At 71.2% G+C, this 19624-nt stretch carries 17 protein-coding genes; 4 read left to right on the forward strand and 13 right to left on the reverse strand.

Features of this window, described 5'->3' with window-relative positions:
- Positions 1 to 4 precede the first annotated feature (4 nt).
- Positions 5 to 652, reverse strand: coding sequence for a response regulator transcription factor (locus FHS37_RS02895; protein ID WP_184817404.1), 648 nt, complete (start codon positions 650 to 652; stop codon positions 5 to 7).
- Positions 643 to 1785 (reverse strand): sensor histidine kinase, encoded by a 1143-nt coding sequence (locus FHS37_RS02900; protein ID WP_184817405.1) that lies wholly within the window; start codon positions 1783 to 1785, stop codon positions 643 to 645. Before FHS37_RS02900 ends, FHS37_RS02895 begins: the two co-directional genes overlap by 10 nt.
- A gap of 131 nt (positions 1786 to 1916) precedes the next feature.
- Here FHS37_RS02900 and FHS37_RS02905 point away from each other — a divergent pair, with 131 nt between their 5' ends.
- The gene (locus tag FHS37_RS02905) at positions 1917 to 2696 is read left to right on the forward strand and encodes a DedA family protein (RefSeq protein WP_229889701.1); all 780 of its coding nucleotides are present in this window, start codon (positions 1917 to 1919) and stop codon (positions 2694 to 2696) included.
- Here the strand turns inward: FHS37_RS02905 and FHS37_RS02910 are convergent.
- Genes FHS37_RS02910 through FHS37_RS02920 form a run of 3 tightly spaced genes read right to left on the reverse strand, consistent with a single transcriptional unit; the run spans position 2690 to position 7249 of the window.
- Positions 2690 to 3508, reverse strand: coding sequence for an HAD family hydrolase (locus tag FHS37_RS02910; RefSeq protein WP_184817406.1), 819 nt, complete (start codon positions 3506 to 3508; stop codon positions 2690 to 2692). The two genes, FHS37_RS02905 and FHS37_RS02910, sit on opposite strands and share 7 nt — an antisense overlap.
- Positions 3508 to 6045, reverse strand: a complete 2538-nt coding sequence (locus FHS37_RS02915; protein WP_221499175.1) for a phosphoribosyltransferase — start codon at positions 6043 to 6045, stop codon at positions 3508 to 3510. Before FHS37_RS02915 ends, FHS37_RS02910 begins: the two co-directional genes overlap by 1 nt.
- 37 nt (positions 6046 to 6082) lie before the next feature.
- On the reverse strand, positions 6083 to 7249 hold the full coding sequence (locus FHS37_RS02920; protein WP_184817407.1) for an HpcH/HpaI aldolase/citrate lyase family protein: 1167 nt from the start codon (positions 7247 to 7249) through the stop codon (positions 6083 to 6085).
- A 173-nt stretch (positions 7250 to 7422) separates the two neighbouring features.
- On the opposite strand from FHS37_RS02920, the gene FHS37_RS02925 reads away from it, so the two are divergent.
- Positions 7423 to 8370, forward strand: a complete 948-nt coding sequence (locus tag FHS37_RS02925; RefSeq protein WP_184817408.1) for a TerD family protein — start codon at positions 7423 to 7425, stop codon at positions 8368 to 8370.
- Positions 8371 to 8442: 72 nt separating this feature from the next.
- Here the strand turns inward: FHS37_RS02925 and FHS37_RS02930 are convergent, their stop codons facing one another.
- The 6 genes from FHS37_RS02930 to FHS37_RS02955 all read right to left on the reverse strand — a co-directional run bounded on the left by FHS37_RS02930 (position 8443) and on the right by FHS37_RS02955 (position 12927).
- The gene (locus FHS37_RS02930) at positions 8443 to 9180 is read right to left on the reverse strand and encodes a TerD family protein (RefSeq protein ID WP_184817409.1); all 738 of its coding nucleotides are present in this window, start codon (positions 9178 to 9180) and stop codon (positions 8443 to 8445) included.
- Between the two features lie 144 nt (positions 9181 to 9324).
- A complete protein-coding gene (locus FHS37_RS02935; RefSeq protein WP_184817410.1) occupies positions 9325 to 10464 on the reverse strand; it encodes a DUF475 domain-containing protein in 1140 nt (379 codons plus the stop codon).
- 50 nt (positions 10465 to 10514) lie between these two features.
- Positions 10515 to 11090, reverse strand: a complete 576-nt coding sequence (locus FHS37_RS02940) for a TerD family protein (RefSeq protein WP_184817411.1) — start codon at positions 11088 to 11090, stop codon at positions 10515 to 10517.
- 137 nt (positions 11091 to 11227) lie between these two features.
- Positions 11228 to 11803 (reverse strand): calcium homeostasis/redox stress adaptation protein, encoded by a 576-nt coding sequence (locus FHS37_RS02945; RefSeq protein ID WP_184817412.1) that lies wholly within the window; start codon positions 11801 to 11803, stop codon positions 11228 to 11230.
- 113 nt (positions 11804 to 11916) lie between these two features.
- A complete protein-coding gene (locus FHS37_RS02950) occupies positions 11917 to 12375 on the reverse strand; it encodes a peroxiredoxin (protein WP_184817413.1) in 459 nt (152 codons plus the stop codon).
- A gap of 114 nt (positions 12376 to 12489) precedes the next feature.
- A complete protein-coding gene (locus FHS37_RS02955; RefSeq protein ID WP_184817414.1) occupies positions 12490 to 12927 on the reverse strand; it encodes a DUF3052 domain-containing protein in 438 nt (145 codons plus the stop codon).
- 401 nt (positions 12928 to 13328) lie between these two features.
- Here FHS37_RS02955 and aceE point away from each other — a divergent pair, with 401 nt between their 5' ends.
- On the forward strand, positions 13329 to 16076 hold the full coding sequence (gene aceE, locus FHS37_RS02960; protein WP_184817415.1) for a pyruvate dehydrogenase (acetyl-transferring), homodimeric type: 2748 nt from the start codon (positions 13329 to 13331) through the stop codon (positions 16074 to 16076).
- A gap of 574 nt (positions 16077 to 16650) precedes the next feature.
- Here the strand turns inward: aceE and FHS37_RS02965 are convergent.
- Together FHS37_RS02965 and FHS37_RS02970 are read right to left on the reverse strand one after the other, a co-directional pair.
- The gene (locus tag FHS37_RS02965) at positions 16651 to 16956 is read right to left on the reverse strand and encodes a small hydrophobic protein (RefSeq protein ID WP_184817416.1); all 306 of its coding nucleotides are present in this window, start codon (positions 16954 to 16956) and stop codon (positions 16651 to 16653) included.
- A 260-nt stretch (positions 16957 to 17216) separates the two neighbouring features.
- On the reverse strand, positions 17217 to 18836 hold the full coding sequence (locus FHS37_RS02970; protein WP_184817417.1) for an MFS transporter: 1620 nt from the start codon (positions 18834 to 18836) through the stop codon (positions 17217 to 17219).
- Positions 18837 to 18947: 111 nt separating this feature from the next.
- Here FHS37_RS02970 and FHS37_RS02975 point away from each other — a divergent pair, with 111 nt between their 5' ends.
- Complete coding sequence (locus FHS37_RS02975) at positions 18948 to 19610, forward strand: TetR family transcriptional regulator (protein ID WP_184817418.1); 663 nt, start codon at positions 18948 to 18950, stop codon at positions 19608 to 19610.
- Positions 19611 to 19624: the final 14 nt, after the last annotated feature.

The raw sequence follows: 19624 nt of genomic DNA on the forward strand, positions 1-19624 counted from the left end.
CGGGTCAGCTCCCCAGGTAGCGCAGCACCGCCAGCACTCTGCGGGAGTAGCCCTCACCTCCTCCTGCCAGCCCGAGCTTGTCGAAGATCGCATTGGTGTGCTTCTCCACCGCGCTCTGCGAGATGTGCAGCCGCCGTGCGATGGCCGCGTTGGTGTGTCCCTGCGCCATCTCGGCCAGGACCGCGTGCTCCCGTGCGGTGAGACGGGCGAGCGGGTCGGTGTGGGTCGTACGGCCGAGCAGTTGCCGGACGACCTCCGGGTCGAAGGCGGCGCGCCCGCCGGCCACGCGCTCCAGTGCGTCCAGGAACTCGTCGACCTGGACGACACGGTCCTTGAGCAGATAGCCCACCCCTTCCGACTCACCGGTCAGCAGCTCCGTCGCGTACCGCTTCTCCACGTACTGGGAGAGCACCAGCACCCCCACCTCCGGCCGGCGACGGCGGATCTCCAGGGCCGCGCGCAGTCCTTCGTCGGTGTGGGTGGGCGGCATCCGCACATCGGCGACCACCACGTCCGGCGGGTCCTCGGCGACCGCCTTCAGCAGCAGTTCCGCGTTGCCGACGGCGGCGAGCACCTCGTGCCCCTCCTCCGCCAGCAGCCGCACCAGGCCCTCTCTCAGCAGGATGGAGTCCTCGGCCAGGATCACGCGCACGGCAGCTCCGCGGTCACCAGGGTCGGTCCGCCCGGCGGACTGCGCACCTCCAGGCGTCCGTCGAGGGCGGCGACCCGCCGGGCGAGCCCGAACAACCCGCTGCCCGACGCGTTCGCCCCGCCCCGGCCGTCGTCCTCCACCCTCACGTGCAACGCTCCTTCCTCCGAGCCGACCGCGACGACTATCCGGGTCGGCGCCGCGTGTTTCACCGCGTTGGTGACGGCCTCGCAGACGACGAAGTAGGCGACGGTCGCCACGGCCCGCTCCGGCTCCCCGGTGAGCCCGTACTCCACCCGCACCGGGACGGAGGCCCGCTCGGCGACCGTCTCCAGTGCCGCCCGCAGTCCCGCCTCGTCCAGGGTGGTGGGGTAGATCCGCCACGCCACTTCCCGCAGGTCGTCCAGGGCCTGCCGGCTCTCCTCGTGGGCCTGGCGCAGCAGCCGGTCCGCGCGGTCGGGGTCCTCGCTGCGCAGGGCGCGGCCGAGCAGCATGCCGAGCGCGACCAGGCGTTGCTGCACCCCGTCGTGCAGGTCCCGCTCGATGCGGCGCCGTTCGTCGTTCACCGCGTCGACCACGGCCGCGCGGCTGGCGGACAGCTCGGCGATGCGCCGCTCCAGCTCCTCCTGGTGGCGGGGGCCGAGCAGGCGGCGGGCCAGCTTCCCCTCCAGCTCGGCCACGCCGAGTATCCCCTGCAGGGTGAGGAAGAGCAGGAAGAGTCCCGCGAGGGACGTGTAGACGACCGCTGCGGTGTTCCTCACGTCGTCGACCAGCAGCCAGAGGTACGTCCAGGACGTGCCGTACCCGAGGCCGACCGCCGCCGAGAGCATCACCACCGCGCCCAGCACGCCCAGGGCCCAGCGACAGGCCAGGTACCCGAGGGCCTGCGTGTCCTCGTACACGGGCGAGGTGTGCACCCCCAGCCAGATCCGCAGCCGGGCGCGCTCCAGCTCCGTCAGTCCTCGCGCACCCGCGAGGACCGGGCGGAGCACGGCACGGCGGCCGCGCGGCCAGGCCACGACGAGCAGGAGGAGCAGGCCGGCCAGAACGGTGCAGAGCAGCTCGACGACGGCCGCGGCGGCCCCCCACATCAGGCCCACCGCGCACCGCACCACGCGCCGCACCATGTCTCGCATGATCGCGAGACTAGCCGGGCGCGGCATCGGCGCACACTGCGGAAAACCGCAATTTCGGCTGCGGAGGACCGCAGTGCATCGTGCGGCTTTCCTCAGGGTCCCTTCAGCTCCGGTTTTCTAGCGTGGTCGGCATGACAGCCATCGCAGCGCACACGATCACAGCGGCCGCGGACGGAAGCGCCGGACCGCAGTGGGTCAACGACCTCATGGACGCCATGGGCGCCCCCGGGGCCGGCCTCGCCATCGCGCTGGAGAACCTCTTCCCTCCCCTGCCCAGCGAGGTGATCCTGCCGCTGGCGGGTTTCGCCGCGAGCAGCGGGCGGATGAGTCTGCTCGCCGTGCTGCTGTGGACCACGGCCGGGTCGGTGATCGGCGCGCTCGCGCTGTACGGGGTGGGCGCGCTGCTCGGCCGGGAGCGGACGGTGGCGATCGCGGGACGGCTGCCGCTGGTGAAGGTCGCGGACATCGAGAAGACGGAGGCCTGGTTCCTGCGGCACGGGACCAAGGCGGTGTTCTTCGGCCGGATGATCCCGATCTTCCGCAGTCTCATATCGGTGCCGGCCGGTGTGGAGCGCATGCGGCTGCCGGTCTTCCTCGGTCTGACCACGCTGGGCAGCGCCATCTGGAACACCGCGTTCGTGCTGGCGGGCTACGTCCTGGGCGACAACTGGGAGCGGGTCACGGACGTCGTCTCGGCGTACTCGAAGGTGGTCCTCGTCGCGGCCGCGCTGGCGGTGCTGGTGTTCGTGGTCCTGCGGCTGCGGCGCCCGGGGGCCGGACGCCGGCGGCGCGACGGGCGGGAGACCCCGGAGGGGACACGTCCGTCGGACTTCCCCGTAGAGGATCACCCCACCCGCCGGCTCCGCGTCACGGACCCGCACGAGTTCACCGACCAGGGGCGGAGTCACTGAGAGCGGGCCGAGCGCACCGTCCGCAGGAACTCGCGCAGGATCCGCTCACCGGCCAGGACGCCGCGTTCGGGCAGTGCACTGATCGCGGGGGCCGTCCAGTCGGCGTCGGCCAGCTCGCCGTGGCCGGGGCGCCAGCCCTGGTCCGCGGCGAGGAGCAGGTCGGCGTCCAGGAGGGAGTCGCCGGCGGCGAGGGTGAGGTCGGCGCCGGTGCGGCGGGCGACCTCGCGCACGGCCGCGCTCTTGGTGAGCGGCTTGGGCACGGCGTAGATCTTGCGGCCCTGCAGGGACACCGTCCAGCCGCGGTTCTCCGCCCACACCGCGAGTTCCTTCACCCATTCCTCGCGCAGCAGTTCCCGTTCGACGACGAGGTAGGCGAAGAGGTCCTCGGCGACGCGGTGCTTGCGCACCCAGACCGGGTCGGCGGTCCGCAGCAGGTGTTCCTGCACCTCGGACAGCGGGGCGCACTCGTCGGCCAGGCGGGCGAGCACCCTCGCGTGCCAGTCCCGGTCGGACACGCCGTCGACGAGGAGGTGGCCGCCGTTGGCGCAGATCGCGTAGGTCGGCGGCGGGCCGGGGAGGTTGATGCGCTGGTACTGCTTGCGGGTGCGGGTCGTCGTGGGGACGAAGACGGCCGTGTCGCCGAGGTCGGTGAGGAGCTGGGCCGCCGTCTCCGTCATGTAGGACAGGGGCTTGCTCTCGTGGACCTCCACGCACAGCAGCCGGGGCGCCCGTGCGTCCGGCATGGTCAGGGCGAGGGCGGCGGCGGAGTAGATGAGCGTGCGGTCGAGGTCGCTGGCGACGAGGACGGGCATCAGGACGTCACCGCCTTGCCGTCGGCGCCGGTCGCGCCCCGGGTGAACCGGGGGTGGATCAGTCCGACGCAGGTGTAGGGCAGCTCGGCGACCTCCTCGACGGGGACGCCCCGCTGCTCGGCGAGGAGGCGTACGTGGTCGAGGTCGCTGCCGGCGCCGGCCCGTGCCAGCACCTTCCAGGGCACGCGGCGCAGCAGCACCCGGGTGGTCTCGCCGACGCCGGGCTTGACGAGGTTCACGTCGTGGATGCCGTACTCCTCGCTGATGCGTTCGACCGCGGCCCAGCCCTCCCAGGTGGGGGTGCGGTCGGTGGCCAGCAGTTCCTTGGCCTGGGCGCAGGCCGCGTCCGCGACCTCGGGGAAGCGGGCGGAGACGGCGTCCAGGAAGGCCACCGAGACGTCCGCGCCGGCGAGTTCGCGGTAGAACTTGGCGCCGTGGTAGTCGTGCGGGCCGACCAGGTCGGCGCGGAGCACGGTGCGCGAGATCAGCCCGGAGACCGTCGAGTTGAGGCAGGCGGAGGGGATCAGGTAGTCCTCGCGGGTGCCGTAGGTGCGTACGCAGGATCCCGGGTCGGCCAGGACCGCGATCTCCGGGTCGAAGCCGGTGATGCCCTCGGCCTTCTCGAACTCGGCGACGGCCTGGGCGAGTTCGCGGGTGATGGCGCCCTTGCCGGTCCAGCCGTCGACGAAGACGACGTCCCGGGGGTCGTGGTGGTCGGCCAGCCAGCGCAGCGCGTTGGCGTCGATGCCCCGGCCGCGGACGATGGAGACGGCGTAGTGGGGGAGGTCGAGGCCGTGCCGGTACTGGGCCCAGCGGCGCATCAGGACGCCGACGGGGGTGCCCGCGCGGGCCAGGGAGACGAGCACCGGGTGGGGGGACCGCTCGGTGAGCACCGTCTCGGTCACCACGCCCACCGCGTGGGCGAGGCGGGCCGCCGAGGCGTCCAGGGCCGCGTGGAACAGCTCCTGGTACTGCTCGCTCGGCTGGTACTCCACGGGCAGCGACTCCGCGTAGTGGGCGCCGCCGCTCTGGATGGCCTCCTCGCGCTCCTCGGTCGGTGCCTCCAGCGTCACGTCCGAGAGGTCCTGGAGCAGCCAGCCGACCTCTTCGGGCGGGTACGAGGAGAAGGCGGGGCCTCTGAGGGGATCGGGCAGCATGGTGGCGGGCCTTTCGGGGGCGCTCGGTGCGTCTGGGGCGTCCGGGGGCGCGGGCACGTACGACGGTATGACCGCGAGGAGAACCTGGGGGGTGTGTGCGGCGAGCCGGGCGAGCAGGCCGTCGGGCGCGTGCAGCGCGGGGGTGTCGGCGGCCGAGTCGACGACGGCGACGACGGTGTCGAAGCCGGCGCCGGCGACGTTGTAGGCGTAGCGCTCGCCGGGGCCGTCGGCGGGGTCGTCGTGGGCCGGGAAGACCAGCCGGGTGCGTATCGCGTAGCCGGGGTCGTCCACGGCGAGGACGGGCGAGCGGGTGGTGGTGGAGAAGCGCACCTCGGCCCCGGTCACCAGCTCCAGCTCGCGGGCGAGCCGGAGCGGCGCGTACATCAGCTCCTCGAAGCCGAGGACGAGCACCCGGCGGGCACCGTCGGGCAGCGCCTCGGCGAGCCGGGCGGCCATGGCGGGCAGGACGCTCTCCAGGCGGGCGCGGTGGGCGGGCGTGAATCCGTGCCGCCCGCCGTCGGGCAGTCCGCGGGGCCAGCCCAGCCCGACCCGCGTGACCCGCCCGGCCCCGGCGGCAGCGGCGGCGGGTCCGGCCGCCTCGGCGCCGGCCCGCGCCTCGTGCCGGGCCACCAGTTCCTGCCCCTTCTCCAGGACGCCCTCCGGCAGCCGGACCGTGCCCGAGGCGGTCGTCACCAGGTCGACGCGGGCGCCGATCTCGCGGGCGAAGTCCCGCAGGCGGCCGGCGTCGGCGGGCGAGCGCATGTCGACCAGGGCGACCACGACGTAGCGGCGTCGCGGATAGCGGACGTGCAGGTCACGGATGGTGTTCAGCACGGTGTTGCCGGTGGAGAACTCGTCGTCGACCAGGACCAGCGGGCCGTCCCCGGCCAGCAGCTCCGGGTCCTGGGGCAGCAGCAGGTGGGAGGTCGCGTGGGAGTGGGACTCCTCGAAACCGCCCGCGGTGGCGACCCCGGGGACCGGGCGGCGGGTGGAGTGCAGGTAGGGGGCGAGGCCCAGGCCGTCGGCGACCGAGTGGCCGAGGCCGGTCGCGGTCTCCGCGTAGCCGAGGACGACCGCCCGGCCCGCCTCGTCGCCCAGCAGCTCGCGCACCCGGCGGCCGAGCGCCAAGCCGTGGCCGTACACGACGGACGGCGACTGGGGGACGTGCTTGCCGAGGACGTGGGACACCAGCAGGTGCGCCCGCTTCGGGTTGCGGCGCAGCGCCAGCCCCAGCAGCTCGGTGAGCCGGTCGTCCCCGACCAGTTCGACCCCGAGCCGCTCGGCGACCCAGCTGCCGGACCAGGCGTCACCGCCGGTCCGTGCCGCCCCGTCGCGCACCGCTCGCCGCGCCCCCTCGTCCTCGTTCACTGCCTTCTCCATGGATTCCCTGCGGTCGGTCCGGTTCGTACGGTCGTGCTCATTCCGTCAGGCCCGCCGCGAGCAGCTCCACGAAGCCGATGTCCTCGTTCGCCACGCCGAAGACCTCGGCGCGCAGCAGGGTCCGCTCGGCCCAGGCACGGTGCGGCTTCACCTCGTTCATCTTGTTCGTGTAGGCCGACCTCAGTACACCCCCACCGCCGCGTTCCGGCCGCAGGATGTCCTGGGCGTCGCTGAACTCCTCGTGGCTGACGACGGACAGCGCGTGCACCGGCAGTACGTGCGAGGGGTGGATGCAGGTCTTGCCCAGCAGGCCGTTGGCCTGGTCGAGGGAGATCTCGCGCAGCAGGCCGTCCATGGCGTGCTCGATGAGCTTCTCGCGCAGCGGCACGGCCTGCACCTCCAGGAACGGGCTCTGCCGCAGCAGCGGCTTGAACATGCGCTCCTGGACCCGGAAGTACTCCCAGACCGGCCCGGTCACGGTGAATCCGGTGCCGTCGGCCCGGCCGAGCATGTTCACCACGTCGGCGATCACGGAGGCGACGACCTGGATGTCGTACGCCGTCATGTCGGGACCCCTGCGCAGCCCGTAGGAGGAGCAGAAGTCGGTCACGCCGAGGCGCAGCGCGAGGACCCGGTCGCGGTACTTGTCGACCGCGCGGTAGATGCCCTCCAGGGTCGCCACGCGCGACTCGCGGTAGAGCAGGTCGGGCGACTCCAGCACCGGCATGGCGAAGAGCCGGTGGCCGCTGCCGGCCTCGGCGGTGGTCAGCGCCTCCAGGAAGGGCAGGCCGCGTTCCGCGGTGAACTTCGGCAGGACGAATCCGGACAGCAGCCGGACGGCGGGACCGAGGCGCCGGACGAGGTCGGGGATCTGCTCGGGGACGCGGACCCGGATGAACAGCAGCGGCAGGTCCGCGCCGGCCCGTCCGGCCAGGTCCGTGAACTGGCGCACGAGGTTCTCCTCGCCGGCGCCCACGTCCGCGTCGTCGATGGAGTCCTCCAGGCACAGCACCATCGAGACCACGCCGCGTCCGCCCTGCTTGACGACGTCGTCGGCCAGCCGGGGCCGGGTCGCGGGGCTGTAGAGGGTGGCGCCGAGGGCCGCGGAGAGCAGCCGGGCCGGGGAGTCCTGCGTGAACACGCCCGGCTCCCGGTAGAAGAGACGTTTCCGCACCGCAGGGGCGATATGCCCGAAATGACGCATTGAACTCCCCCGTGCCCTCTGGGTGATTCGTGAAATGGAAAAGGTGGCCGGTAATAGTACGTAGAGATCGATGGCGGAGGTTCCCACCGGCTGTGAACATCAGGTAACCCTGCTGTGTCGGCCCCACACCCCCCGCATTGTCGTGATCAGGACGGAGAAGGCAGGATGACCGTATGACGCACGCGATGCTGAAGGGGTCGAACGTCCCTCTGGAAGCCACCACGGTACGTGCCGTGCTGCGCTGGTCGCCCGGGCAGGGGGTGCCGGACGTCGACGCCTCCGCGCTGCTCCTCGGCCCCGACGATCGCGTGCGCTCCGACGAGGACTTCGTCTTCTACAACCAGCCCCGGCACCCTTCCGGGAAGGTGTGGCGGCTCGGCAAGAAGCGCGTCACCGAGGGCCTGACCGACACGATCCAGACAGATCTCGCCGGTGTCGAGTCCGGCGTGGGACGGATTCTCCTGGTCGCGTCGGCGGACGGTGTCACGTTCGACCGCGTACGGGCGCTGCGCATTCTGCTGTACGACGCGCAGGCGGCCGACGGGGACGCACTGGCGTACTTCGACGTCAAGCCGGAGACGGGCCAGGAGACCGCGCTGATCTGCGGTGAGCTGTACCGGCGCGGGGAGGGCTGGAAGTTCCGGGCGCTCGGCGAGGGCTACTCGAACGGGCTGAAGGGCCTGGCGACCGACTTCGGCATCTCGGTGGACGAGTCGGAGGCCGCGCAGGAACCCGAGCCCGCCGACGCCGCCCAGCAGCCGCCCGCGACGGCGCAGACGCAGGTCCAGGCTCCGGACCGGACCCCTCCGGAGGCGCCGACCCAGCCGCACGCCCCGGTCGTGCCGCCGGCCCCCGAGGTGTCCCGGCCGCTGCCGCCCGAGCAGCCGGCGGGGGTGCCCGCACAGCCCGCGTACGGCTACCCGCCGCAGCAGCCCGCGGCGGCCCGGCCGGCCTACGGCTATCCGCATCCGACCGGTCAGCCCGCCTACGGCTATCCGTCGGCGCCGGCCGCGGCCGCCGCGGGCGCGCCGTCCGGGTACGGCTTCCCGCCGCCGGCCGCCCCCGCCCCGGACCCCGATTTCCGGCTCCCGCCGCAGGGTCCGCAGTTCATCGGGCGGTAGCGGGCCCGTCCCACCGGACGGCGGCGGGCCCGTCCCGTCCGGGATCCGGACCGACGGACGGCCGGGCGCTCCTCATCGCTCGGCCTTCGTCTTGTAGCCCCTGCCCCACTGCAGCCCCCATCCGTACAGCCGGTCCAGCTCCGCCTGGAACCCGTACACGAACCTCACCTCGCGGCGGACGATGATCTCGTTCTTGACGTTCTCGATCATCACCACCGCGCAGGAGCGGGCCTGCGGATGGCGTTCGTCGAGGCCGATCTCGATCCGCGGGCCGCTGCTGGGGTAGAGCGTGACCATGGCCTGGGTGCGGTCGAACGCGGGCGTCTGGTCGTAGATGTAGGCGAAGACCAGCAGGCGCTTGATGTTCTCGCGGTGGTCCAGGTTGACGTAGATCGTCTCCCCGGTGCCCGAGCCGAACCGGTCGTCGCCGCTGAGCTTGACGTACGGCGGCGCGTTGACGTCGCCGAGGAAGCCGCCGAGGGGCTGGACGACGCCCTTGGTGCCGTCCTGGAGCTCGTACAGGCAGCCGAGGTCGAGGTCGACGTTGACCATGGACTGGCTGTGGCCGACGACCTCCGGGGGCTTGAGCGCCTTGAGGGGGTGGCGCAGCAGGCTCTCCCGCTGGGAGCCGCCCAGGTCGGAGGTGCGCATCCGCCAGCTCAGGTTGATCCGCAGGTGGCCGCTGGCCGCCCCCTGCTTGGTCAGGGACACCTGTGTGTGCCGTTTGGTCAGCTCGATGGCGTTGGTGGCCGCGTTGCCCGAGTCGAAGGCGCTCTCGCGGCCGCGCCACAGTCCGTCCAGGAAACCCATTCCCGCCCCAAGTCCAGTCGTCGAACCCCGCACGCCCCCGCTCCGGCCGACGGGACCCACCGGTCCCGGACGGCCGACGAGGCGGCCCCGAGGAGTGGTCCTCGGTGGCCGCCCCGTCGAGAGCGTTCCTCACCCGGGGGGCTGTCACACCCCGGAGGAGACCTCGGTCTTCGTGCCCGCGCCTCCCTCGGCCTCCGCCAGCCGCTTGTTGCGGCGCACGGAGGACCAGAAGGAGGCGCCGATCAGGATGACGCCGATGGAGCCGGTGATGAGCTCGTTGATCTCGTACCGGATGGTGACGAGCAGGATCATCGCCAGGGCGCCGATGGCGTAGTGCGCGCCGTGCTCGAGGTAGACGTACTCGTCCAGGGTGCCCTGGCGGACCAGGTAGACGGTGAGCGACCGGACGTACATGGCGCCGATGCCCAGGCCCAGGGCCATCAGGACGATGTCGTTGGTGATGGCGAAGGCGCCGATCACGCCGTCGAAGGAGAAGGACGCGTCCAGCACCTCGAGGTAGAGGAACATGAAGAACGCGGCCTTGCCGGCCAGGGCGACCGCCGACTTCGGCTTGCCCTCGCGTGCGGCCTTCTCCTCCTCCTCGTGCTCGCGCTCCTCCTCCTCTTCGAGCTTGTCCTCGAAGAAGCCGGACAGGCCGCCCACGATCAGGTAGGTGATCAGGCCGGCGACGCCCGCGAGCAGGACCGTGGAGGACTTGTCGACGTGCGCGCCGCCGTGCTGGTGGGCGTGGGTGGCGAAGGCCATGGCGGAGATCATCAGGAAGATCAGCGCGATGCAGACCGACAGCATGTCGACCTTGCCGAGCTTGGCCAGCGGGCGCTCCAGCCAGCCGAGCCACTTGATGTCCCGGTCCTCGAAGATGAAGTCCAGGAAGATCATCAGCAGGAACATGCCACCGAACGCGGCGATCGCCGGGTGGGCGTCGGTGACGAGTTCCTGGTAGCGGTCCTTGTCGCTGAGCGCGAGGTCGACGGCCTCGATCGGACCGAGCTGGGCGCTGACGGCGACGATGACGACGGGGAAGACCAGCCGCATGCCGAAGACGGCGATCAGAATGCCGATGGTGAGGAAGATCTTCTGCCAGAAGGCATTCATCTTCTTCAGGATCCCGGCATTGACCACCGCGTTGTCGAAGGACAGCGAGATCTCGAGGATCGAGAGGATCGCCACGATTCCGAAGGCGGTCCACCCCCCGAAGAGGATCGCTGCGACCAGGCCGAGCGCGGTGACCGCGAACGACCAGCCGAAGGTTTTCAGAACCACTGGCTACCCCATGGTGTGTGTACGGGTCTCCCCCGCTGCCGTGATCGGCTTTACGAAACGTTGACTCCGAAGTCTAGAGCGATGCCCCGGAGTCCTGACGCGTACCCCTGCCCCACCGCCCGGAACTTCCATTCGCCCTGGTAGCGGTAGAGCTCACCGAAGATCATCGCGGTTTCGGTGGAGGCGTCCTCGCTGAGGTCGTACCGGGCCAGTTCCTGGCCGTCCGCCTGGTTGACCACGCGGATGAAGGCATTGCTGACCTGGCCGAAGGCCTGGCCGCGCTCGTCGGCCATGTGGATGGAGACCGGAAAGATGATCTTGTCGCACTGGGCCGGCACCTTGGAGAGGTCGACCAGCAGGGACTCGTCGTCGCCGTCGCCCTCGCCGGTGAGGTTGTCACCGGTGTGCTCCACCGAGCCGTCCGGGCTCTTGAGCTGGTTGTAGAAGACGAACCACTCGTCGCCCATGACCCGGCCGCCGCTGCACATCAGCGCGCTGGCGTCGAGGTCGAAGGGGGCTCCGGTGGTGGAGCGCGCGTCCCAGCCGAGCCCGACCATCACCTGCGTGAGGTTCGGCGCGGCCTTGGACAGGGAGACGTTGCCTCCCTTGGCGAGCGTGACGCCCATGATGCTGGTCCCTCCCCGGTCGGTGTTCCTCAGGTGGTCCTGCACGTCCGGCGCCGCACGTAAACCGTGCGGCGCCGGGCGGTTGCGGCCGTGCGGGGCGGCCGGACCCGGGCGTGCCCGCCCGGGGCGTGGCCGTCTCAGACGTTCACGCCGAAGTCCTGCGCGATGCCGCGCAGGCCGGAGGCGTAGCCCTGGCCGATGGCGCGGAACTTCCACTCCGCGCCGTGCCGGTACAGCTCGCCGAAGACCATGGCGGTCTCGGTGGACGCGTCCTCCGAGAGGTCGTAGCGCGCGATCTCGGCGCCGCCGGCCTGGTTGACGACGCGGATGAACGCGTTGCGCACCTGGCCGAAGGACTGCTGGCGGTTCTCGGCGTCGTAGATCGAGACCGGGAAGACGATCTTCTCGACGTCGGCCGGGACGGTCGCGAGGTCGACCTTGATCTGCTCGTCGTCGCCCTCGCCCTCACCGGTGAGGTTGTCACCGGTGTGCTCGACCGAGCCGTCCGGGCTCTTGAGGTTGTTGAAGAAGATGAAGTGCTGGTCGCTGGCGACCTTGCCCGCGTTGTTCAGCAGCAGCGCGCTGGCGTCCAGGTCGAAGTCGGTGCCGGTCGTGGTGCGGACGTCCCACCCCAGTCCGATGATGACCGCGGTCAGGCCCGGCGCCTCCTTGGTCAGCGATACGTTGCCGCCCTTGCTGAGGCTGACTCCCACGAGTCCTCCATTGGTGTCCGGGGGCGGGAAGCCCCGTAGTGCGTTGGATGTCGGATCAACGATTCGATCCTAGTGACGGGTTCCCGGTGCCCGCAGGCCCCGGAGGGGAACAATCACAGGGTGTCGAGCGCCTTCACGTACTCGTTCAGGTCACGGGCGTCCGGCAGGGCGTTGACGACGGTCCAGCGCACGACGCCCTCCTTGTCGATGATGAAGGTCCCGCGCACGGCGCACCCCTTGTCCTCGTCGAAGACGCCGTACGCGCGCGAGACCTCGCCGTGCGGCCAGAAGTCGCTGAGCAGCGGGTACTCCAGGCCCTCCTGCTCGGCGAAGACGCGCAGGGTGTGGATGGAGTCGTTGGAGACGGCGAGCACCTGGGTGTCGCGGCCGGAGAACTGCGGCAGGTTGTCGCGGACCTCGCACAGCTCGCCGGTGCACACGCCGGTGAAGGCGAACGGGTAGAAGAGCACCACGACGTTCTTCTCGCCGCGGAAGTCGGACAGCCGCACGGTGGCGCCGTGGTTGTCCTTGAGCTCGAAGTCGGGGGCCTTGTCGCCGACCTGGATCGCCATCGTCGTGTTCGTCCCTTCGGGGGGGGTGGATCGCTCACCCCAACCCTACGCAGGGAGCACGGCAGGCCGGCGGACGGGCCGACGCGGACACGGTCGGCCCGTCCGGGATGTGATCTACCGCTTGGACTTGGCGGCCTTGGGCGTCGCCAGGCGGCTGCCGCTCCAGTCCTTGCCCACGCTGACGCTCTTGGACGCCGTCAGCCCTGCCGTGGTGGCGGCTTCCGAGATGTCGCTCGGCTCCACGTACCCCGCACGGCCGGTCTTCGGCGTGAACAGCAGGATCGCGCCGCCCTCTTCGATGTACGTGGTGGCATCCACCAGCGCATCCGTCAGGTCGCCGTCGTCGTCGCGGAACCACAGCACAACGGCGTCAGCCACGTCGTCGTAGTCCTCGTCGACCAGGTCGCTCTCGATGACGCCTTCGATGGCCTCGCGGAGCTCCTGGTCGACGTCGTCGTCGTAGCCGATCTCCTGGACCACCTGCCCGGGCTGGAACCCCAGCCTGGCGGCAGGGTTCGTCCGCTCCTCCGCGTGGTCCGCGGTCGCGCTCACGGGTTGCCTCCTGATCATGTCTTGGGAATAACTCAGCCACGCGCGTGCGCGAAGCATTGGCCGTAGTCCACACGGGCGGGACGGATCGCGCAAGTACCCGGCCGTCCAGACCGCCGAAACGGTGACGATCCCGGCCGGGTCACCGCAACTCCAGGCACACCATCATGGTCCACAGTGACGCACCCCACACCTTTGTGCCCCCTTTGGGCGTTTGGGAACCGTCTTCGGGAACGAGAGTCGTATGTACGTCCACGGGTACGGGATCCGGGGGAGACCTCCGGGTTACCTCTCGGTAGAGATGACGTTTACGGTCCCGAGGTGGACCATGGGGAACGGCGCAGACCCGGCTGCATCAGCGACACAGCGGCCCTCCCACGGCCCTCTGACAGGTAAGGAACAGCGTGGCTTCCGCATCCGATCGCAACCCGATCATCATTGGCGGCCTTCCGAGTCAGGTTCCTGACTTCGACCCCGAGGAAACCCAGGAGTGGCTCGACTCCCTCGACGCCGCCGTCGACGAGCGCGGCAGGGAGCGGGCCCGCTATCTGATGCTGCGGCTGATCGAACGGGCCCGCGCCAAGCGCGTGGCCGTGCCCGAGATGCGCAGCACGGACTACGTCAACACGATCCCCACGCGCGCGGAACCGTTCTTCCCGGGCAACGAGGAGATCGAGCGCAGGATCCTCAACGCGACCCGCTGGAACGCCGCGGTGATGGTCTCGCGCGCGCAGCGGCCCGGCATCGGGGTCGGCGGCCACATCGCCACCTTCGCGTCCTCCGCGTCGCTGTACGACGTGGGCTTCAACCACTTCTTCCGCGGCAAGGACGAGGGCGACGGCGGCGACCAGGTCTTCTTCCAGGGGCACGCCTCCCCGGGCATCTACGCCCGCGCGTTCCTGCTGGACCGGCTGGGCGAGCGGCACCTGGACGGCTTCCGCCAGGAGAAGTCGAAGGCGCCGTACGCCCTGTCGTCGTACCCGCACCCGCGGTCGATGCCGGACTTCTGGGAGTTCCCGACGGTGTCGATGGGCCTCGGCCCGATCGGCGCGATCTACCAGGCGCGGATGAACCGCTACATGCACGCGCGCGGCATCGCGGACACCTCGAGGTCGCACGTGTGGGCGTTCCTCGGCGACGGCGAGATGGACGAGCCGGAGTCGCTGGGCCAGCTGTCCATCGCCGCCCGCGAGGGCCTGGACAACCTCACCTTCGTCGTCAACTGCAACCTGCAGCGCCTGGACGGCCCGGTGCGCGGCAACGGCAAGATCATCCAGGAGCTGGAGTCGATCTTCCGGGGCGCCGGCTGGAACGTCATCAAGCTGATCTGGGACCGCACCTGGGACCCGCTGCTCGCCCAGGACCGGGACGGCGTGCTGGTCAACCGGATGAACACCACGCCGGACGGCCAGTTCCAGACGTACGCCACCGAGTCCGGCGCCTACATCCGCAACCACTTCTTCGGCGACGACCACCGGCTGCGCGCGATGGTCGAGAACATGACCGACCACCAGATCCTCATGCTGGGCCGCGGCGGTCACGACCACCGCAAGATCTACGCGGCGTACAAGGCGGCCGTCGAGCACAAGGGCCAGCCGACGGTCATCCTCGCGAAGACGGTCAAGGGCTGGACGCTGGGCCCCAACTTCGAGGGCCGCAACGCCACGCACCAGATGAAGAAGCTGACGGTCGACGACCTCAAGCGCTTCCGGGACCGGCTGCACCTGCCGATCTCCGACAAGGACCTCGAGTCCGGACTGCCGCCGTACTACCACCCGGGCCGCGACTCGGAGGAGATCCAGTACATGCACGACCGCCGCAAGTCGCTCGGCGGGTACGTGCCGACGCGCGTGGTGCGGTCGAAGCCGCTCGCCCTGCCGGACGACAAGGCGTACGCCACCGTGAAGAAGGGCTCGGGCCAGCAGTCCATCGCGACGACCATGGCCTTCGTCCGGCTCCTCAAGGACCTCATGCGGGACAAGGAGATCGGCAAGCGGTTCGTGCTGATCGCGCCGGACGAGTACCGCACGTTCGGCATGGACTCGTTCTTCCCGAGCGCGAAGATCTACAACCCGCTGGGCCAGCAGTACGAGGCGGTGGACCGGGACCTGCTGCTCGCCTACAAGGAGGCCCCGAACGGGCAGATGCTGCACGACGGCATCTCCGAGGCCGGCTGCACCGCGTCCCTGATCGCCGCCGGCTCGGCGTACGCCACGCACGGCGAGCCGCTCATCCCGGTGTACGTCTTCTACTCGATGTTCGGTTTCCAGCGCACCGGCGACCAGTTCTGGCAGATGGCCGACCAGCTGGCGCGCGGCTTCGTGCTGGGAGCGACCGCGGGGCGCACGACGCTGACCGGTGAGGGTCTCCAGCACGCGGACGGCCACTCGCAGCTGCTGGCGTCCACCAACCCCGCCTGCGTCGCGTACGACCCGGCCTTCGGGTACGAGATCGCGCACATCGTCAAGGACGGCATGCGCCGGATGTACGGCGGTGACGACGAGCACCCGCACGGCGAGGACGTCTTCTACTACCTGACCGTCTACAACGAGCCCATCCAGCACCCGGCGGAACCGGAGAACGTGGACGCCGAGGGCATCGTCAAGGGCCTCTACCGCTTCAGCGAGGGCACGGGCGGCTCCCTCCCGGCGCAGATCATGGCCTCCGGCGTCGCGCTGCCGTGGGCGATCGAGGCGCAGAGGATCCTCGCCGCGGAGTGGGACGTCAAGGCCGACGTGTGGTCGGCGACCTCCTGGAACGAGCTGCGGCGCGAGGCGGTGGCCTGCGAGGAGCACAACCTGCTGCACCCGGAGGAGGAGCAGCGCGTGCCGTACGTGACGCGGAAGCTCGCCGGGGCGCAGGGACCGGTGGTGGCGGTGTCGGACTGGATGCGGTCGGTGCCGGACCAGATCGCGCGCTGGGTGCCGGGGACGTACCAGTCGCTCGGCGCCGACGGCTTCGGCTTCGCGGACACGCGCGGGGCGGCCCGGCGGTTCTTCCACATCGACGCGCAGTCGATCGTGGTGGCGGTGCTGACGGAGCTGGCCCGGGAGGGCAAGGTCGACCGGTCCGTGCTGAAGCAGGCCATCGACCGCTACCAGCTGCTCGACGCCTCCGCGGCCGACCCGGGCGTGGCGGGCGGCGACGCGTGAGGCGTCACGGGCCGTAGGGCCCCACCGCTCACGGACCGACGGCGGACGGCGGCCCCACGGGGCCGCCGTCCGGCGTTTCCCGTCCTGCCCCAGGGCCGGACCCGCTCACCGGCCCGCCGGGAGCGGCGCACCCGGGGCTCCCGACCAGGCCGGCCGCGCCGGAGGTGGGGCGGGCGAGCCGGGGGCGTCCGTCCGCGCGTCGGGGGACGCGGCGGGGCGGGCGTTCACGCCGACGACCACCGCGGGGCACGGCGGCACGGCACCGACCACCGGGCCGGGGCGGACGCCCGCGATCGGGCCGACGCTCCGCGGGACCGCGCTGCCCGGTGTCGTCGCCGCGCACGTCGCGGCCCGGTCCGTCGCGCGGTTCGGGAGGGACGAGGAGGAGGGGCGCCGGCGGACGGCGGCCGTCGAGGCGCTGCCGGAGGAGGCCGGGCCCTGCGGGGAGAGAGATCGCGGCGCCGGGGCGGCCGACGGCGGGCCGGGTCACGGAGCGGACCGGCCGAGCGCCGCGCGGACCGGCAGGAGCGAGGGCCTCCGGCGCCCCACCGGAGGCCCTCGCTCGTTCCCCGGGTCAGAACATGCCGTACCCGGGGGTCGCTCCGGCCAGCCAGATGACGGCCAGGAGCGTGTCGATGGCACCCAGGACGAGGGCGACCACGGCCGTCACCGGGCGGGAGCCCGCCCAGCTGCGGCCCATGGCGAGCCAGCCGCAGACGATCGCCGCGGGGCCGAGGACGATCCCCAGTACGAAGAACCCGGCGACCGCGCAGATGACTCCGATGATCCCGAGCGTCGCGCGATCCGGCCCGGTCCGTGACCACGTCCGGCCACGTGAGCGGGGGTGCCTGCGCGTTCCGTGTCCGAAGCTCGCCATCATCAACTCCCTTGGTCCCTTGCTCTGTTGGGACCTTCTCGGGTTCGTTGTCATGGCGGGTACCCCCGCTTCGGCCGTGAATTCACGCGGTGCGGACGGCAGTAGGCGCGCCGCCCCCCTCCGGCAGCGCGCCCCGGCCGCTGTCCTCCAGGCCCTGCGGAGGACGTGACCCACTGTGACCTGCGGCGCCCTCCCAGGGGGAGGGGTCACCGCGTGGGTTCACCCTGATGAGCGAACCCGGTCCCGTGCGACCGTGCGTGGCGTCAGATGTGGCCGACACCCGCGCCGGCCTCGGCGTTCTCACCGCGCTTGGTGAGGAACGCGACCAGCACCGCCACGACGGCGACTCCGGCGGCGACCAGGGACGCCAGGCTCATGCCGGAGATGAAGGTCTCGTGCGCGACGTCGGTGATCTTCGCGGCGATCTCCCCGGGCGTGCCCTCGGCCACCGGTGCCACACCGACCTGGACGGCCTCGGCGGCCCGGTCGGCCTGGTCCGGGGGCAGCGGCGGAAGCCCGGCGTCCGCCCAGTTGCCCTCGAGGTCGCTGTCGACCTTCGAGGCCATCACCGCGCCCAGCACCGCCGTACCGAGGCTGCCGCCGATCTGCATGGCGGCCTGCTGGAGACCGCCGGCGACGCCGGACAGCTCCAACGGCGCGTTGCCCACGATGACCTCGGTGGCGCCGACCATGACGGGCGCGAGGCCGAGGCCCAGCAGGGCGAACCAGAGCGACATCACACCGCTGCCGGTGTCCTTCTCCAGCGTCGACATGCCGTACATGGCGAGCGCGGTGAGGGCCATGCCGCCGGCCAGCGGGATGCGGGGACCGGCCTTGGTGATCACCGCGCCCGCGAGCGGCGAGCCGACGATCATCATGCCGGTGAGCGGCAGCAGGTGCAGGCCGGCGTCGATCGGGCTCATGCCGTGCACGTGCTGCAGGTAGAAGGTGACGAAGAACAGGCCGCCCATGAAGGCGATGGCCATCAGGACCATCAGCACGACACCCGCGGACAGCGGGACGGAGCGGAACAGGGCGAGCGGGATCAGCGGCTCCCTCACCTTCGTCTCCCAGAGGGCGAAGAGCGCGAAGCCGACGACCGAGCCGACGATGAACGACCAGGTCTCGAGGTCGCCCCAGCCCCACTCCGGAGCCTTGATCAGGGCCCAGACGAGGCAGAACGTCGCGGCGGACAGCAGGGCGATGCCGGGGACGTCGAAGGAGCGCGGCGCGTTCTCCGCACGGTGGTCCAGCAGGATCCACACGCCGAGGGCGACGGCGAGGACGCCGACCGGCACGTTGATGAAGAACACCGACTGCCAGTTGACGTGCTCGACGAGCACGCCGCCGAGGATCGGGCCGCCCGCGGTGGAGGCACCGATGACCATGCCCCAGATGCCGATGGCCATGTTGAGCTTCTCGGCCGGGAAGGTGGCCCGCAGCAGGCCGAGCGCGGCCGGCATCAGCAGCGCGCCGAACAGGCCCTGGAACACGCGGAAGACGACGACCATCGCGATGCTGCCGGACAGCCCGATGGCGGCGGAGGAGACGGCGAAGCCCGCCACGCCGATGAGGAAGGTCTGCCGGTGGCCGAACCGGTCACCGAGCTTGCCCGCGGTGATCAGGGAGACCGCGAGGGCGAGGAAGTAGGCGTTGGTGATCCACTGGAGCTCCGACAGGGAGGCGCCCAGATCGTCGCCGATGGCCGGGTTCGCGATGGCCACGATGGTGCCGTCCAGGGCCACCATCATGACCCCCACGGCGACGGTGATCAGGGTGAACCAGGGATGCCCCCGCAGCCCTGCGCCCGGCGTCGCGTCCGGCGGGGCCCCCGGCTCCCGGTCCCCCGGCCCCGCCTTGTCGATGGTGGTCTGACTAGTCATGTTTTCGAGGCTAGTGACAGCCACTGACACTTGACAAACCAATTCACCAGTCAGTAACTGACACGACATGCACCTATAGCCTGAGCAGGAGGAACGGTTCGAGGAGGAGCGATGGAAACGGCCGGGACCGTCGTGGACGCGGTACCGCGACCGGGCCTGCGGGAGCGCAAGAAGCAACGCACCCGGGACGCGCTGGTCCGGGCCGCCCTGGAGCTGTTCGCCACGCGCGGGTACGAGGGGACGACCGTCGACGACATCGCCGCGGCCGTCGACGTCTCGCAGCGCACCTTCTTCCGTTACTTCGCCAGCAAGGAGGAGGTGGCGTTCTTCGTCCCGCGGCTCGCCGAGTCGCACGTCGTCGAGGCCGCGCTCGGGCGCCCGCCGGGCGAGGCGCCGCTGGAGACGCTGCGCCAGGCCGTCCTGGACAGCTGGGACGGCATCAACGAGGCCGTCGAGCGGCTCGTGCCCCTCGAACTGCACCTGCGGGTCTACCGGATGATCGAGTCGACCCCGGCGCTGCTCGCCGCCCACCTGCGGCGCGCGACGGAGCTGGAGGAGGAACTGGCGCGCATCATCGCCGAGCGCGAGGGGCTCGACGTGGACGCCGACCCCCGGCCGCGGATCCTGGTGGCCGCCTTCGGCGGGGTGATCCGGGTGACGGAACGGCTGTGGTCGGCCGGGGACGACCTCGGCGTCGACGCCATGCGCGACCTGATGGCGACTCACCTGGACCAGCTGGGACCGGCGCTCGCGGGGAACTGGCGTACGGGTTGATCCCCGAATCGGCC

The organism is Streptomyces griseomycini (assembly GCF_014203535.1).
Classification (GTDB): domain Bacteria; phylum Actinomycetota; class Actinomycetes; order Streptomycetales; family Streptomycetaceae; genus Streptomyces; species Streptomyces griseomycini.